Consider the following 14774-nt stretch of genomic DNA (forward strand, 5'->3'; position numbering starts at 1 on the left):
CGTGCACGTCCCCATCCCGTTCAGGAACTCCGCACCCAAGAAGGGTCACGGCACAGACGATGGCACCGAAGACGAAGGCGGCCGCGGACGGCAGCGGTCTGGTGGAGATGGCCTGGGATCCGATCACCCGGATCGTGGGCAGTCTCGGCATCCACACGAAGATCGACTTCAAGCAGAAGCGGGTCGCGGAGTGCTACAGCACCTCCTCGGTCTTCCGCGGGTACAGCGTCTTCATGCGCGGCAAGGACCCCCGGGACGCGCACTTCATCACCAGCCGCATCTGCGGGATCTGCGGTGACAACCACGCGACCTGCTCCGTGTACGCGCAGAACATGGCGTACGGCGTGAAGCCGCCGCACCTCGCCGAGTGGATCATCAACCTGGGCGAGTCCGCGGAGTACATGTTCGACCACAACATCTTCCAGGAGAACCTGGTCGGGGTCGACTACTGCGAGAAGATGGTCCGCGAGACCAACCCCGGCGTCCTGGAGCTGGCCGAGCGCACGCCCGCTCCGCACGCCGGGGAACACGGCTTCAGGACCATCGCCGACATCATGCGCTCCCTCAACCCCATCGAGGGCGAGTTCTACCGCGAGGCGCTCCAGGTCAGTCGCTACACGCGGGAGATGTTCTGCCTGATGGAGGGGCGCCACGTGCACCCCTCCACGCTCTACCCGGGCGGCGTCGGCACGATCGCCTCGGTCCAGCTGTTCACGGACTACATGAGCCGCCTCATGCGGTACTGCGAGTTCATGAAGCGCGTGGTGCCGCTGCACGACGACCTGTTCGACTTCTTCTACGAGGCCCTGCCGGGCTACGAGGAGGTCGGCCGGCGGCGGGTGCTGCTGGGCTGTTGGGGCGCGCTCAACGACCCCGAGCACTGCGACTTCACGTACGCCAACATGACCGACTGGGGACGCAAGATGTTCGTCACCCCGGGCGTGGTGGTGGACGGCAAGCTGGTCACCAACGACCTCACCGAGATCAACCTCGGCATCCGCATCCTGCTCGGCAGCTCGTACTACGACGACTGGGAGGGCCGCGAGCAGTTCGTCACGCACGACCCGCTCGGCAACCCGGTCGACCCGCGCCACCCGTGGAACCAGCACACCATCCCGGCCCCGCAGAAGCGCGACTTCGACGACAAGTACAGCTGGGTGATGTCGCCCCGCTGGTTCGACGGCAAGGACCACCTCGCGCTGGACACCGGCGGCGGCCCCATCGCCCGCCTGTGGTCGACGGCCCTGTCCGGCCTCGTCCACACCGACTACGTCCAGGCCACCGGGCACAGCGTCGTCATCACCCTCCCCCGGACGATGACCAAGCCCGAGACCCGCTTCGAGTGGAAGATCCCGAAGTGGAGCAACGCGCTGGAACGCAACCGCGCCCGCACGTACTTCCAGGCGTACGCCGCCGCGATCGCGCTGCACTGCGCCGAGAAGGGCCTGGCCGAGGTCCGCGCCGGGCGCACGCAGACGTGGGAGAAGTTCGAGGTGCCGGACGAGGGTCTGGGCGTCGGCTTCACCGAGGCCGTGCGCGGGGTCCTCTCGCACCACATGGTGATCCGCGACGGCAAGATCGCCAACTACCACCCGTACCCGCCGACCCCGTGGAACGCGAGCACCCGCGACACGTTCGGCACACCGGGGCCGTACGAGGACGCGGTGCAGAACACGCCGATCTTCGAGGAGAACACCCCGGAGAACTTCAAGGGCATCGACATCATGCGGGCCGTGCGCAGCTTCGACCCCTGTCTGCCCTGCGGGGTCCACATGTACGTGGGCGGCGGCAAGACCGTGAAGACGATGCACGTGCCCACCGGACTGAGCGGACTGGGCGGATGAGCGCCCCGACCGACGCCCGGCAGGCGGGCCGGCGGGTGGACGAGGTCCTCGACCGGCTCGCCGGGTCCGGCGACCGGGAGGCGTGCGCGGCGGCCGAGGAACTGGTGCGCGTCCTCATGGACTTCTACGGGGCCGGGCTCGCCCGGATCGTGGAGCGGCTCGGCGCCGCCGGCGGCGTACCGGCGGACGGTCCGGCGGGCGCCTTGCCCGCGGAGCTGCTCGACGACGAGCTCGTGGCGAGCCTGCTGGCCCTGCACGACCTGCACCCGGAGGACGTGCACACCCGCATCGCGCGGGCCCTGGACCACGCGGGCGAACCGGTGGAGCTGGTCGGCTTCGACGAGGGCACCGGGGTCCTGCGGCTGCGGCCCGCGGCCTCGGGTTCCGGCTGCGGCTGCTCCTCCGGAGCCGGGTCCGCCGCCGGCTCCGGTGCGCCGCGGACGGTCGAGGACACCCTCGCCTGCTTCGCCCCCGAGGTGACCCGGGTGGAGCTCGACGCGGCCGCCGCGCCGCAACCGGCCCTGCTCCAGATCTCCGCCCGCCCGCCGGCACCGGCGCGGGTCCCGTGAGCGGGCCCGCCGCGGCCGGCCCGGCGCAGGCCGCCCCGCGCGGCCTGCGCCGGTTCACGGGGCCCCGCCCGCCCCGCCCCGAGACCTGCGAACTGTGCGGGGTGGTGGTGCCCGAGGACGGCCACCGTCACCTGGTGGAGACCGAGCGGCGGGCGCTGGTCTGCGCCTGCACCGCCTGCGCCCTGCTGTTCGACCGGCCGGGCGCCGTGACCGGGCGGTACCGGGCCGTCCCGGACCGCTACCTCACCGATCCCGGGCACCGGCTCGACGACAACGCCTGGGAGCTGTTGCAGATCCCGGTCGGCGTCGCGTTCTTCTTCCGCAACGCCGCGCTCGACCGGCTGGTCGCCCTCTACCCGAGCCCGGCCGGAGCCACCGAGAGCGAACTCGACCCGCGGACCTGGCAGACCGTGCTCGGCTCCAGCCGACTGGCCGCACTGCTCGAACCGGACGTGGAGGCACTGCTGTTGCGCCGCTCCGAGGGGCGCACCGAGTGCCATCTGGTGCCGATCGACATCTGCTACGAGCTGGTGGGGCGGATGCGTCTGTTGTGGCAGGGCTTCGACGGCGGGGCCGAGGCCCGGGCCGCCTTGGACGCCTTCTTCGCGCAGGTCGCGCGACGGGTGAGGGTCCCGGCCGGAGCCGGGGAAGGGGTGACGCGGTCATGACGACTACGACGGACTTCACCTTCACGTGCAAGGGCGTGCGGGCCGACGCCTACGCCGCCGGGCCCACGCTCGTCTTCCGGCTCGGCATCACGGCGGGTCCCGGGGTGCGGGTGCACGCGCTGGCCCTGCGGTGCCAGCTGCGGATCGAGCCGGCCCGGCGCGGGTACGCGACCGCCGAGGCCGAGGGGTTGGCGGACCTGTTCGGCGCCCGCTCCCGCTGGGGCAGCACCCTGCAGCCCGTGCAGTTCGCGCAGGTGTCGGTCATGGTGCCCAGCTTCACCGGGGAGACCGGGATCGACCTGGTGGTGCCCTGCACGTACGACATGGACATCGCGGCGACCCGGTACTTCAACGCCCTGGAGGACGGCGAGGCCCCGCTGCTGATGCTGTTCTCCGGCACCGCGTTCACGGGTGACGGCGGCTTCCGCGTCGAGCCGGTGCCCTGGGACCGCGAGGCCTCGTACCGGATGCCCGTCGCGGTGTGGCGGGAGATGGTCGAGCAGCACTTCCCGGGCTGCGGCTGGCTGCGGCTGCCGCGGGACGCCATGGAGGAGCTGCTCGCCTACCGTTCGCGGCACGCGCTCTCCTCCTGGGAGGCGACCGTACGGTCGCTGCTCGGCGCGGCCGCCGACAGCGCGGCGACCACGGCCGCTCCCCCGCCGGACGGGCGGACGCCCGACCGGCCCGCCTGGGCCGGCGCGGTCCTGCCGCGCGCCGCGGAGAGGACCACCCCGTGACCGCCACCACCTCGACCGCGGCCGGCGCGGCTCCCGTGCCGCCCGCGACGACCGCCGGGGACACGCGCTTCGCGACCGCCCGGCAGGTGGCCGACGCCGTCCTGTTCGAGGGGTACGTCCTGTATCCGTACCGGGCGTCGGCCGCGAAGAACCGGCTGCGCTGGCAGTTCGGCGTGCTCGTGCCACCGGCCTGGGCCCCGAGGCACGAGGAGCACTCCTTCCAGCAGACCGAGTTGCTGATGGAGCCGCGGGGCGCCGCCGCCCTCGCCCTGGAGCTGCGCTTCCTGCACGCCCAGCGGCGCACCGTCCAACGGCTGCGGTCCGACGGCTCGTTCACCGCGACCGACGAACTGCATCTGGAGGACCGGGTGCTGGTGCCGTGGGACGAGGGGACGGAGGAGCGGGTCGTCCACGAGGTCCCGGTCGCCGAACTCTGCGGGGCGGGGATCGTGTTGCCCTTCTCCCGGCCCGCCCGAGAGGACACCGAGGAGGTCGTGGACGCCGACGGCCGGACGGTGGGGCGACTGGTGCGGCGCACCGAGCGGGTCAGTGGTCTCGTGAGGCTCCGCGCCACCGAACTCGACGGCCCCTACCGGGTACTGAGGCTCACCGCGGTCGTGGAGAACACCAGCCCGTGGACCCCGGAGGGCGAAGGCGACGCGCGCGAGTCCGCCCTGCCCCGGTCGCTGGTCGCCGCCCACCTCCTGCTGGGGCTCGACGCCGGATCGTTCCTGTCGATGACCGACCCGCCCGAATGGGCCCGGGCCGCCGTCGCCGGCTGCGTCAACCTGCGGACCTGGCCCGTCCTCGCGGGCGACGGCGGCCGCGCCGACGTGGTCCTCTCCTCCCCGATCATCCTGGAGGACCATCCGGCCATCGCGCCGGAGAGCGCCGGGGCCATGTACGACGCCCTGGAGATCGACGAGATCCTCACCCTGCGCACGGCGGTCCTCACCGACCGGGAGAAGCGCGAGGCCCGCGGTACGGATCCCCGGGCGGCCGCCGTGATCGACCTCGCGGAGTCCATGCCGCCCGAGGTCCTGGAACGGCTGCACGGCGCGGTCCGCGCGCTGCGGGAGGTCACCGGCGAGGGGCCGCCGGAGATCCGTGACCTCCCGCCGGAGATCCGCGAGGTCCCCTCCGAGGAGGCGGTGTTCCGCCCGGACGCCCCGTGGTGGGATCCGGCCCGGCCGGACGCGCTCGACCCGGTGCCGGACCGGATCACGATCGACGGCGTCGCCGTGGGCGTCGGCAGCCGGGTGCTGCTGCGCCCGGGGTTGCGACCGACGGACGCGCAGGACCTGTTCCTGCGGGACCGCCCCGCCCTGGTCGAGGCCGTCCTGCACGACGTCGACGGCGGAGTGCACCTCGCCGTCACGGTGGAGGGCGACCCTGGTGCGGACATCCGCCGCGAGCAGGGCCGGTTCCTCTACTTCCAGCCCGACGAGGTCGCCCCCCTGGAGGACGCGTGAGCGGCGCCGTCCTGGTCGCGGGCATCGGCAACGTCTTCCTCGGCGACGACGGCTTCGGCGTCGAGGCCGTACGCGCGCTGTCGGCGCACCCGCTGCCCGACCACGTCGAGGTGGTGGACTTCGGGGTGCGCGGGGTCCACCTCGCCTACCAGCTCCTGGACGGCTACGACACGCTCGTCCTGATCGACGCCACCGCGCGCGGCGGGGCCCCGGGCACCGTGTACCTGATCGACGCCGGGGAGGCGGGCGACGGCCCGCCAGGCGGCGCCGTCCTCGACGGTCACCACATGTCGCCGGACTCGGTGCTGGCCCTGCTGGGCACGCTGTGCGCGGGCACCGGCTCCACCCCGCCGCGGCGCACCCTGGTCGTCGGCTGCGAACCCGCCTCGGTCGAGGAGGGCATCGGGCTGAGCGCCCCGGTGGCCGCCGCCGTACCGGAGGCCGTACGTACGGTCCTGGAGCTCGTCCGGGACGCCCAGCGTCCGGGGCCCGGCCCGGACGCGCAGACCACCGCGCACCCCGCGCGCGAACCGAGGAGGATCCCATGAAGAAGGCCTTCGTCGGCGGAGCGGCCGCCGCCGCGATCGTCGCCGTGCTCACGCAGCTGCTGCCCGACATCAGGCGCTACCTGCGGCTGCGCAGGATGTGACACCCGGTACCTTCCGACCGGCCGCCCCGGCGCACCCGAACGGCGTACGGGGCGTGCGGGGCGTCGGCGTGCCCGACCCCGGCTCCCGGGTCCTGCCGCTGTAATGAGCCCCGGCAGGACGGAGTCCCGATGCACGAGATGTCGATCGCCATGGCCGTCGTGGGCCAGGTGGAAGAGGCCGCCGAGACGGGTGGGGCGAGCGCCGTCACCCTCGTCAGGCTCCAGGTCGGGGAGCTGGCCGGTGTGGTGCCGGACGCCCTCGCCTTCTGCTTCGAGCTGGCCTGCGCCGGCACCGTCCTCGAAGGCGCCGAGCTGGTCACCGTGTCCGAGGCGGCCCGCGCCCGCTGCGCGGAATGCGCGGACGAATGGGCGGTCGGCATGCCGCCGCGGCTGTGCTGCCCGGGGTGCGGACGGGCCACCGGCGTGGAGCTGCTGTCGGGCCGCGAACTGCGGATCCTCAGCGTGACCTGGGAGGACGGCCCGGGCGGCGAACCGGCCCGTACCCGCGAACCGATCTCCGAGGAGGCCTGAACCATGTGCCGAGTGGTGGACCTGCAACAGGCGGTGCTCGCCAAGAACGACCTCGCGGCGCAGGCGCTGCGCGCCGCACTCACCGCCCGCGGAACGACCGTGGTCAACCTGCTGTCCAGTCCGGGCAGCGGGAAGACCGCCCTGCTGGAGCGGGAGCTGCTGCTCGCCCGGGAACGGGGCGTGGCCGTGGCCGCGCTGACCGCCGACCTGGCCACCGAGAACGACGCCGTCCGGCTGGCCCGTTCCGGCGTACCCGTCAAGCAGGTGCTCACCGACGGGTTGTGCCACCTGGAGGCGGGGATGATGGGCCGTCACCTGGACGGGTGGCTGCCCGAGGAGACGCGCCTGCTGTTCGTGGAGAACGTCGGCAACCTGGTCTGTCCGGCCTCGTACGACCTCGGGGAGAACCTGCGGGTGGTGCTCGCCTCGGTGACCGAGGGCGAGGACAAACCGCTGAAGTACCCGACGGCCTTCGGGTTGGCCCAGCTGGTGGTCGTCACCAAGACGGACATCGCGGAGGCCGTCGAGTTCGACGAGGCGGCCTTCCGCCGCAACGTCCAGCAGGTCAACCCGGGGGTGGAGGTGGTGCTCACCTCGGCCCGCGCGGGTACCGGTGCGGGCCTGGTGCTGGACCGGGCCCTGGCCGTCGGCGCGGGGACGGCGCCGCACGCACCGGTCATGGCCCGCACGCAGCACGGGCCGGTACACGGGCACGGACACGACGCCGGACACGCGCACGACCACGACCACGAGCACGACGGGGACGACGACCACCACCACGGCCCCGACGGGCACGTCCACCCGCACGCCCACGGCTCCGTGGCGCAGACCCGCTGATGGAGGCCGTGCAGCGCCGCCGGATCACCGTCCGGGGCGTGGTCCAGGGCGTCGGCTTCCGCCCGTACGTGTACACCCGCGCCACCGGGCTCGGCCTCGCCGGGCACGTCACCAACACGCCCGAGGGCGTCGTCGCCGAGGTCGAGGGCGCGGCGGAGGCGGTGCTGCGGTTCTGCGAGCGGCTCGCGGCGGACGCCCCGCCGCTGGCCGTCGTGGACGCCGTCGAGCACTGCGCCGTGCCGCTCGCGGGCGGCTCCGGATTCACCATCGTCGCCTCCCGCACCGGGGGGCCCGCCCGCACGCTGGTCTCCCCCGACGTGGCCACCTGCGCCGACTGCCTCGCCGAGCTCGCCGACCCCGCCGATCGGCGTCACCGTCACCCCTTCATCACCTGCACGCACTGCGGGCCCCGCTTCACCATCGTCACCGGGCTCCCGTACGACCGGGCGCACACCACCATGGCCGGCTTCCCCATGTGCCCCGACTGTGCCCGCGAGTACGCCGACCCGGCCGACCGGCGCTTCCACGCCCAGCCGGTGGCCTGTCCGGCCTGCGGGCCCCGCCTGCGGCTGCTGTCCGGGCGGCCGCCCCGGGAGGTGACCGGCGTCGATCCCGTGGCCGGGGCCCGTCGGCTGCTGGCCGAGGGTGCGGTCCTCGCGGTGAAGGGGCTCGGCGGTTACCACCTGGCCTGCGACGCCTCCCGCGAGGACGCCGTCGCCGAGCTGCGCCGCCGCAAGGACCGCGGCGGCAAGCCGTTCGCCCTGATGGCGCGCGAGCTCGCCGACGTCGAACGGCTCGCGTTCGTCGGGCCCGAGGAGCGGGGCCTGCTCACCGGCGCGGTCCGGCCCGTCGTCCTGCTGCGCCGCCGTGGCGGGGCGGGGACGACGGGAGCGGCCGAAGTGGCGGACGCGGTCGCGCCGGGCAGTCCCGACCTCGGGGTGATGCTCCCCTACACCCCCGTCCACCACCTGCTGCTCGGCCTGCCCGGCGACCCGGAGGGCCCCCGCCTGCTGGTGATGACCAGCGGCAACCTCTCGGGCGAGCCCATCGTCACCGACGACACCGAGGCCCTGGAGCGGCTCGCGGGTCTCGCCGACGCCTGGCTCACGCACGACCGGCCCATCCACGTGCCGTGCGACGACTCCGTGGTGCGCGTCTGCGGGGGCGAGCGGCTGACCGTACGCCGTTCGCGCGGGTACGCCCCGCTGCCCGTGACGCTGCCGGTCGAGGTATCGGCGAGCCTCGCCGTGGGCGGCGACCTGAAGAACGCGTTCTGCCTGGGCGAGGGCCGCCGGGCGTGGCTGTCCGCGCACATCGGCGACATGGACGACCTGGCCACCCGGTACGCCTTCGAGTCCGCGCAACGGCAGTTGGAGTCCGTCACCGGGGTCCGACCCGCCCTGATCGCCGCCGACCGGCACCCCGGCTACCGCTCGGGGCGGTGGGCGCGGGAGCACGCGGACGGGCGTCCGCTGGTCCTCGTCCAGCACCACCACGCCCACGTCGCCTCCGCGATGGCCGAGCACGGACTCGACGGCCACCGGCGGGTGATCGGCGTCGCCTTCGACGGGACCGGGTACGGGGACGACGGCGCGGTCTGGGGCGGGGAGGTCCTGCTCGCCGACTACGCGGGGTTCGACCGGTTCGCGCACCTCGCGTACGTCCCGCTGCCGGGCGGTGACGCCGCCGTGGAGCGGCCGTACCGGATGGCACTGTCCCACCTGCGGGCCGCGGGGCTCGACCGGGCGTCGGACCTGCCCTGCACGACCGCCTGCCCGCCCGACGAACTTCGCGTACTGGAACGTCAGTTGGAGCGCGGCCTGAACTGCGTACCGACCTCCAGCATGGGCCGACTCTTCGACGCCGTCTCCTCCCTGGCCGGCATCCGCCACCTCGCCGGGTACGAGGCGCAGGCCGCGATCGAGCTGGAGGCCGCCGCCCTGGAGGCGGGTGCGGAGTACGGCGACGGCTACGCCTTCGGGCTGCGCCCGCCCGCGGCGGACGACGGCGGGCCGGTCGTGGCCGACCCGGCGCCCGTGCTGGCCGCGGTGGTGGCCGACCTGCGGGCGGGCACGGCCCGCCCGGTGATCGCCGCCCGGTTCCACGCCGGGGTCGCCGCCCTCGTCGGCGCGCTGTGCGGGCTCGCCCGCGATCGGCACGACCTGGACACGGTCGCCCTGACCGGCGGGGTCTTCGCCAACACCCTGCTCTCCGCGGCCTGCGCCCATGACCTGCGCGGGCGCGGCTTCACCGTCCTGCGGCACCACCGCGTCCCACCGAACGACGGCGGCCTGGCCCTCGGGCAGCTCGTGGTGGCGGGTGCCGCGGGGGCCGCCCGGGCCACGGACCACCCACAGCAAGGAGAAGCCCATGTGCCTCGCGGTACCCGGCAGAGTGCTTGAGATCGAGGAGAAGGACGGCACCCGGATGGCCACCGTCGACTTCGGCGGGGTGCAGAAGGAGGTGTGCCTGGAGTACCTGCCGGACCTCCAGGTCGGCGAGTACGCCATCGTCCACGTGGGTTTCGCGCTCCAGCGCCTGGACGAGGAATCGGCCCGGCAGACCCTGGAGCTGTTCGAGCAACTCGGCATGCTTCAGGAGGAGTTCGGCGACCCGTGGGAGATGGCGGCGGAGGCGGGCGGTGCCCCGTGGCCCTTCACGGACGACGAGCCCGCCGCCGACGCGGCGACCACCGGGGCTGCCCGGCAGGAGGAGATCCCGCAGTGAAGTACATCGAGGAGTTCCAGGATCCGGAACTCGCCCGCAAACTGCTCGACGACATCCACGCGACCGTCACCCGCCCCTGGGCGCTGATGGAGGTGTGCGGCGGCCAGACCCACACCATCATCCGGCACGGCATCGATCAACTACTGCCGGATCAGGTGGAGTTGATTCACGGGCCGGGTTGCCCGGTCTGCGTGACACCCCTGGAGGTCATCGACAAGGCCCTGGAGATCGCGTCCCGCCCCGGCGTCATCTTCTGTTCCTTCGGCGACATGCTCCGTGTCCCCGGGACGGGCCGCGACCTCTTCCAGGTGCGCAGCGAGGGCGGCGACGTACGGGTGGTGTACTCCCCGCTCGACGCGCTGAAGGTCGCGCAGCAGAACCCGGAGCGCGAGGTGGTCTTCTTCGGCATCGGCTTCGAGACCACGGCGCCGCCGAACGCCATGACGGTGTACCAGGCGAAGAAGCTCGGCATCCGCAACTTCAGCCTGCTGGTGTCGCACGTCCGGGTCCCTCCGGCGATCGAGGCGATCATGCGGTCGCCGAGCTGTCGGGTGCAGGGCTTCCTCGCCGCCGGGCACGTGTGCAGCGTGATGGGGACGGGCGAGTACCCCGAGTTGGCCGCGCGCCACCGGGTGCCGATCGTGGTGACGGGCTTCGAACCGCTGGACATCCTGGAAGGCGTACGGCGTGCCGTGCGGCAGTTGGAGCGCGGCGAGCACACCGTGGACAACGCCTACGCGCGCGCCGTCCGTCCCGAGGGCAACCCGGCGGCCCTCGCGATGCTCGCCGACGTCTTCGAGGTCACCGACCGGGCGTGGCGCGGCATCGGGGTGATCCCGGACAGTGGCTGGCGGTTGTCCTCGCGGTACCGGGAGTTCGACGCCGAGCACCGGTTCTCGGTGACCGGCATCACCACCCGGGAGCCGGCCGAGTGCCGCAGCGGCGAGGTGCTCCAGGGGCTGCTGAAGCCGCACGAGTGCGAGGCGTTCGGCACCCTGTGCACCCCGCGTAACCCGCTGGGCGCCACGATGGTGTCGAGCGAGGGCGCGTGCGCGGCGTACTACCTGTACCGGCGGCTGGACCTCCCGGCCGCGCCGAACGACCGCGTCGCCCCGACCGCCCCGACCGCCCCGCTGGAGGCGAGCCCCGTTGCCTGAGACAGCACGACCCGAGACCGCGCGCCCCGAGACCGCGGGGCCCGGCACCGTCGTACCCGAGGTGGCCCTCGACGTCGCCGGTTGGACCTGCCCGGCGCCGCTGCGCGACCGCCCCCGGGTGGTGATGGGCCACGGCGGCGGCGGTGCGCTCTCCGCCGAGCTCGTCGAGCACCTCTTCGCGCCGGCGTTCGGCGGTGAGGTGCTCGCGCAGCTCGGGGACTCCGCGGCCGTCCGGCTCGGTGGGGTCCGGCTCGCCTTCTCCACCGACTCGTACGTGGTGCGCCCGCTGTTCTTCCCCGGGGGGAGCATCGGGGACCTGGCCGTCAACGGCACGGTCAACGACCTGGCCATGAGCGGGGCCGACGCGGCCTACCTGTCCTGCGGGTTCATCCTGGAGGAGGGCGTGGAGATCTCCGCGGTCGCCCGGGTGGCCGAGGCCATGGGCACGGCCGCGCGCGCGGCCGGGGTGGAGGTGGCCACCGGCGACACCAAGGTGGTGGAGGCCGGGCACGGCGACGGCATCTACATCAACACCTCCGGCATCGGGCTCGTGCCGGCGGGCGTGGACCTGCGTCCGCAGCGCGTCGTCCCCGGCGACGTGGTGATCGTCAGCGGTGAGATCGGGCTGCACGGGGTCGCGATCATGAGCGTCCGCGAGGGCCTGGAGTTCGGGGTGGACGTCCTGAGCGACTGCGCCGCCCTGGGCGGTCTCGTCCGGAGCATGCTCGCGGTCACTCCGGACCTGCACGTCCTGCGCGATCCGACGCGGGGCGGTCTGGCGGCCTCCCTGAACGAGATCGCGGCCGCCTCCGGCACCGGTGTCGTGCTGCACGAATCGCGGGTCCCGGTGCCGCCGGCCGTCGCCAACGCCTGCGCGATCCTCGGCCTCGATCCCCTGTACGTGGCCAACGAGGGCAAGCTGGTCGCCTTCGTGCCCCGGGAGCACGCGGAGGCCGTGCTCGACGCCATGCGCGCCCACCCGCTGGGGCGGCACGCCGCGGTGATCGGGGAGGTCGTCGAGGCCCATCCCGGTCTCGTCGTCGCGCGGACCGGCCTCGGTGGGACGCGAGTGGTCGACCTGCCGATCGGGGAGCAGTTGCCGCGCATCTGCTGAGCGCCGCGGAACCGGTACGGGGCTCCGCGCCGCCGGGGACGGCCGTCGGAGGGAGCCGGGGGGGACCGGCCGTACCGCCCCGCTCGGCGGCGGCTCCCCGGCCGCACGGCCGCCGTCCTCCTCCCCCGCCCGGGCCGATCGGACGACAGGGCGCCGCCGGTCCCGCCCCTACGTTGGCGGGGAAGAGCGTCACGCGAACGGAAGGGGTGGCGGTCGTGGACGACTGGACTCCGGCGGTCCGCCGCCCTGCCCCGGCGACCTGCGCCATCGCCGGCTACGGCGTCATGGGGCGGATGCACCGGGCGAAGCTCGCCGCGCTGGGCGTACGGACCGTCGTCGTGGTGGACCCCCGCGCGGCGGGCCGGGTGCTGCCGTGCGGCGCGCGCGTCGTGGCGACCGTCGACGAGGTTCCCCGGCCCGGGGATTTGGACCTCTGGAGCATCTGCGTGCCCACGATCGCCCACGCCCCGTTGTTCCGGCAGATCGGCCGGGTGGCACCGGAGGCGGACGTCATCGTGGAGAAGCCGGTGTGCGCCCCGTCCGCGGTGCACGACATGGTCCGCCTGCTGGCGGGCCACCGGGGGCGCGTCGCCGTCGACGAGCACTACGGTTCGTCCGCCGTACTCGCGGAGGTGGCTCGGGTGCTGTCGACCCGGGCGCTCACCGTGACCCGCGTCGCCGTGGAGATGACCAAGCACCGCGGGCGGGACCGGGCCCGCGGAAGGTTCGAGGACCGGGCCCTGGGCGCCCTCGGGTACGAGGGGCCGCACCTGCTCGGTGTCCTCGACTCGCTCGGACAGCGGCTCGGCACCCCCATGGGTCCGGACGGCCCGGTCGCGGCCTCGTTCCGCGGGACGTGGGACGCGGACGGAGCCCCGCCCCAGGAGGGGGCCGAGATCGGCTACCGCTCCGCCGCCGGGTGCGAAGTCGTCCTGTACACCTCGCTGGTGGGCCGCCCGCGCCTGTCGGCGCCCGGGCTCCGCCCGATCGCGTACGGATCCGACCTGCGCCACCGGGTGATCGAGGTGCGGGCCACGGACCGACGGGGGCGGTGCTGGCTCGTCACCGGCGCGTTCGAACCGGTCGCGGGCCGGCTCCGCAACGAGGGCACGGTGACCGTCCTGTGCGACGGACGCCCGCTCGGGCCGCCGCTCACGGTGCCCGACGATCCGCTCGACCGGCACCTGCGCCGGATCCTGCGGTACTTCGGTGGGCGGGCACCGAACCCGGCGCCGCCCGGCCGCTGCATCGACCACGTGGCACTGCTGGACGCGTGGGTGCGCGCGGCCCGCCCGCAGCCGGACGCAGCGGTGCGGACCGCCGCGTGAGAGTACGCCGAACCTGACGAAGGGAACGAGGAGATGGCCTGTCAGCGCGATTACGAACGGCGGCTGCGCGTGGGCGTGGTCGGTCTGGGCGGGCACGGCTACCGGACGCTGCTGCCGGTGCTCACCACCCTGCCGGTGCGGCTGGTGGCCGTGTGCGACCAGGACGCCGACCGGGCGGAGCGGACGGCCCGCCAGTACGGCGCCGCCCCCCACACCGCGCAGGCCGACATGCTCGCGGAGCACGCCCTGGACGCCGTCCTGCTGGCCGTGCCCCCGCAGGAACACCCCCGGCTGGCGATCGAGGCCCTGGACCGGGGGGTGCACGTGTGGATGGAGAAGCCGCCCGCCGCGCGCGCCGCCGATCTGGACCCCGTCATCGACGCACGCGGTGACCGGGTGGTCGTCGTCGGCCTGAAGAAGGTCTTCATGCCCGCGGCGCGCAAGGCGCTCGAACTCCTCGCGCGGCCCGGGACGGGCCGTCTGACGGGCCTGTACGCCCGGTACGCCCTCTCCGTCCCCGAGGACGGCGGCGAGCTGCTGGAGCGGCGGGCGGACAGCCACTGGCTCGCGGAGGGCTGCCATCCGCTGTCGCTGCTGCTCGCCGCGGGCGGTCGGGTGGCGGAGGTCGACGTGCACCGCGGGGGTCTGGGCGACTGCCTGTGCGTGTTGCACTTCGAGAGCGGGGCCCTCGGGGTGCTCCAGATGAGCGAGAACCTCTCCATGTCGCAGCCGTTCGAGCAGTACACCTTCGTCGCCGAGCACGGCACGGCCGAGATCCTCAACGGCAGCCGCGTCACCTTCCAGCGGGGCATTCCCTACGAGTACGGCGTGACGACCGGCTTCGCGCCGGAGGGCACGGACGGCGGGATGCTCACCTGGGAGCCCCAGCACAGCAGGTCCTCGCTGGAGAACCAGTCCCCCTTCGTGCAGGGCATCCACGCCGAGCTGAGCCACTTCTGCCGGTGCGTCCTGGACGGGCGGCCCGCGAGCCTCGGCACGCTGGAGTTCGCCCGCGAGGTGATGGAGGTCTACGAGGCGGCCCTGCTCGCGTCCGACGGCGGGCGGACACGGGGGGCGGCGACGCCCGGGGGCCGGTAGACATGGAGGGAGGGGCCAGGACGAGGAGAGGGTACGTGGCGAT

15 protein-coding genes are annotated in these 14774 nt (G+C 73.9%); all 15 read left to right on the plus strand.

Translation table 11 applies throughout. The features are described from left to right. Positions 1 to 59: 59 nt before the first annotated feature. The 15 genes from ACFVS6_RS09595 to ACFVS6_RS09665 all read left to right on the plus strand — a co-directional run bounded on the left by ACFVS6_RS09595 (position 60) and on the right by ACFVS6_RS09665 (position 14731). Positions 60 to 1844: a nickel-dependent hydrogenase large subunit gene (locus ACFVS6_RS09595; protein ID WP_389702221.1), complete on the plus strand. Its 1785-nt coding sequence runs from the start codon at positions 60 to 62 to the stop codon at positions 1842 to 1844. Continuing rightward, positions 1841 to 2413: a hypothetical protein gene (locus tag ACFVS6_RS09600; RefSeq protein ID WP_389702223.1), complete on the plus strand. Its 573-nt coding sequence runs from the start codon at positions 1841 to 1843 to the stop codon at positions 2411 to 2413. The genes ACFVS6_RS09595 and ACFVS6_RS09600 overlap by 4 nt, the downstream gene beginning before the upstream one ends. After that, on the plus strand, positions 2410 to 3081 hold the full coding sequence (locus ACFVS6_RS09605; RefSeq protein ID WP_389702224.1) for a DUF5947 family protein: 672 nt from the start codon (positions 2410 to 2412) through the stop codon (positions 3079 to 3081). The genes ACFVS6_RS09600 and ACFVS6_RS09605 overlap by 4 nt, the downstream gene beginning before the upstream one ends. Further along, positions 3078 to 3818 carry a DUF6084 family protein gene (locus tag ACFVS6_RS09610; RefSeq protein ID WP_389702226.1) on the plus strand — a complete coding sequence of 247 codons (741 nt, stop codon included), beginning with the start codon at positions 3078 to 3080 and terminating at the stop codon, positions 3816 to 3818. The genes ACFVS6_RS09605 and ACFVS6_RS09610 overlap by 4 nt, the downstream gene beginning before the upstream one ends. Positions 3819 to 3853: 35 nt before the next feature. Beyond that, positions 3854 to 5290, plus strand: a complete 1437-nt coding sequence (locus tag ACFVS6_RS09615; protein WP_389702500.1) for a hypothetical protein — start codon at positions 3854 to 3856, stop codon at positions 5288 to 5290. Beyond that, complete coding sequence (locus tag ACFVS6_RS09620; protein WP_389702228.1) at positions 5287 to 5838, plus strand: hydrogenase maturation protease; 552 nt, start codon at positions 5287 to 5289, stop codon at positions 5836 to 5838. Before ACFVS6_RS09615 ends, ACFVS6_RS09620 begins: the two co-directional genes overlap by 4 nt. Continuing rightward, positions 5835 to 5939, plus strand: a complete 105-nt coding sequence (locus ACFVS6_RS09625; RefSeq protein WP_385579298.1) for a DUF6893 family small protein — start codon at positions 5835 to 5837, stop codon at positions 5937 to 5939. Before ACFVS6_RS09620 ends, ACFVS6_RS09625 begins: the two co-directional genes overlap by 4 nt. A 129-nt stretch (positions 5940 to 6068) precedes the next feature. Further along, positions 6069 to 6470, plus strand: a complete 402-nt coding sequence (locus tag ACFVS6_RS09630) for a hydrogenase maturation nickel metallochaperone HypA (protein WP_389702230.1) — start codon at positions 6069 to 6071, stop codon at positions 6468 to 6470. Positions 6471 to 6473: 3 nt separating this feature from the next. Further along, positions 6474 to 7307, plus strand: a complete 834-nt coding sequence (gene hypB / locus ACFVS6_RS09635; RefSeq protein ID WP_389702232.1) for a hydrogenase nickel incorporation protein HypB — start codon at positions 6474 to 6476, stop codon at positions 7305 to 7307. Then, complete coding sequence (hypF, locus tag ACFVS6_RS09640) at positions 7307 to 9709, plus strand: carbamoyltransferase HypF (RefSeq protein ID WP_389702233.1); 2403 nt, start codon at positions 7307 to 7309, stop codon at positions 9707 to 9709. The genes hypB and hypF overlap by 1 nt, the downstream gene beginning before the upstream one ends. Further along, complete coding sequence (locus tag ACFVS6_RS09645; RefSeq protein ID WP_389702234.1) at positions 9678 to 10034, plus strand: HypC/HybG/HupF family hydrogenase formation chaperone; 357 nt, start codon at positions 9678 to 9680, stop codon at positions 10032 to 10034. The genes hypF and ACFVS6_RS09645 overlap by 32 nt, the downstream gene beginning before the upstream one ends. Then, positions 10031 to 11191, plus strand: coding sequence for a hydrogenase formation protein HypD (gene hypD / locus ACFVS6_RS09650; protein ID WP_389702236.1), 1161 nt, complete (start codon positions 10031 to 10033; stop codon positions 11189 to 11191). The genes ACFVS6_RS09645 and hypD overlap by 4 nt, the downstream gene beginning before the upstream one ends. Beyond that, the gene (gene hypE / locus ACFVS6_RS09655) at positions 11184 to 12305 is read left to right on the plus strand and encodes a hydrogenase expression/formation protein HypE (RefSeq protein WP_389702238.1); all 1122 of its coding nucleotides are present in this window, start codon (positions 11184 to 11186) and stop codon (positions 12303 to 12305) included. The genes hypD and hypE overlap by 8 nt, the downstream gene beginning before the upstream one ends. Positions 12306 to 12520: 215 nt before the next feature. Beyond that, entirely contained in the window at positions 12521 to 13633 is a 1113-nt protein-coding gene (locus tag ACFVS6_RS09660) for a Gfo/Idh/MocA family oxidoreductase (protein ID WP_389702240.1), read from the plus strand. Between the two features lie 33 nt (positions 13634 to 13666). Beyond that, positions 13667 to 14731 (plus strand): Gfo/Idh/MocA family protein, encoded by a 1065-nt coding sequence (locus tag ACFVS6_RS09665; RefSeq protein ID WP_389702241.1) that lies wholly within the window; start codon positions 13667 to 13669, stop codon positions 14729 to 14731. Positions 14732 to 14774: the final 43 nt, after the last annotated feature.

Origin of the sequence: Streptomyces sp. NPDC057939, from assembly GCF_042887545.1 — a bacterium.
Taxonomy (GTDB): domain Bacteria; phylum Actinomycetota; class Actinomycetes; order Streptomycetales; family Streptomycetaceae; genus Streptomyces.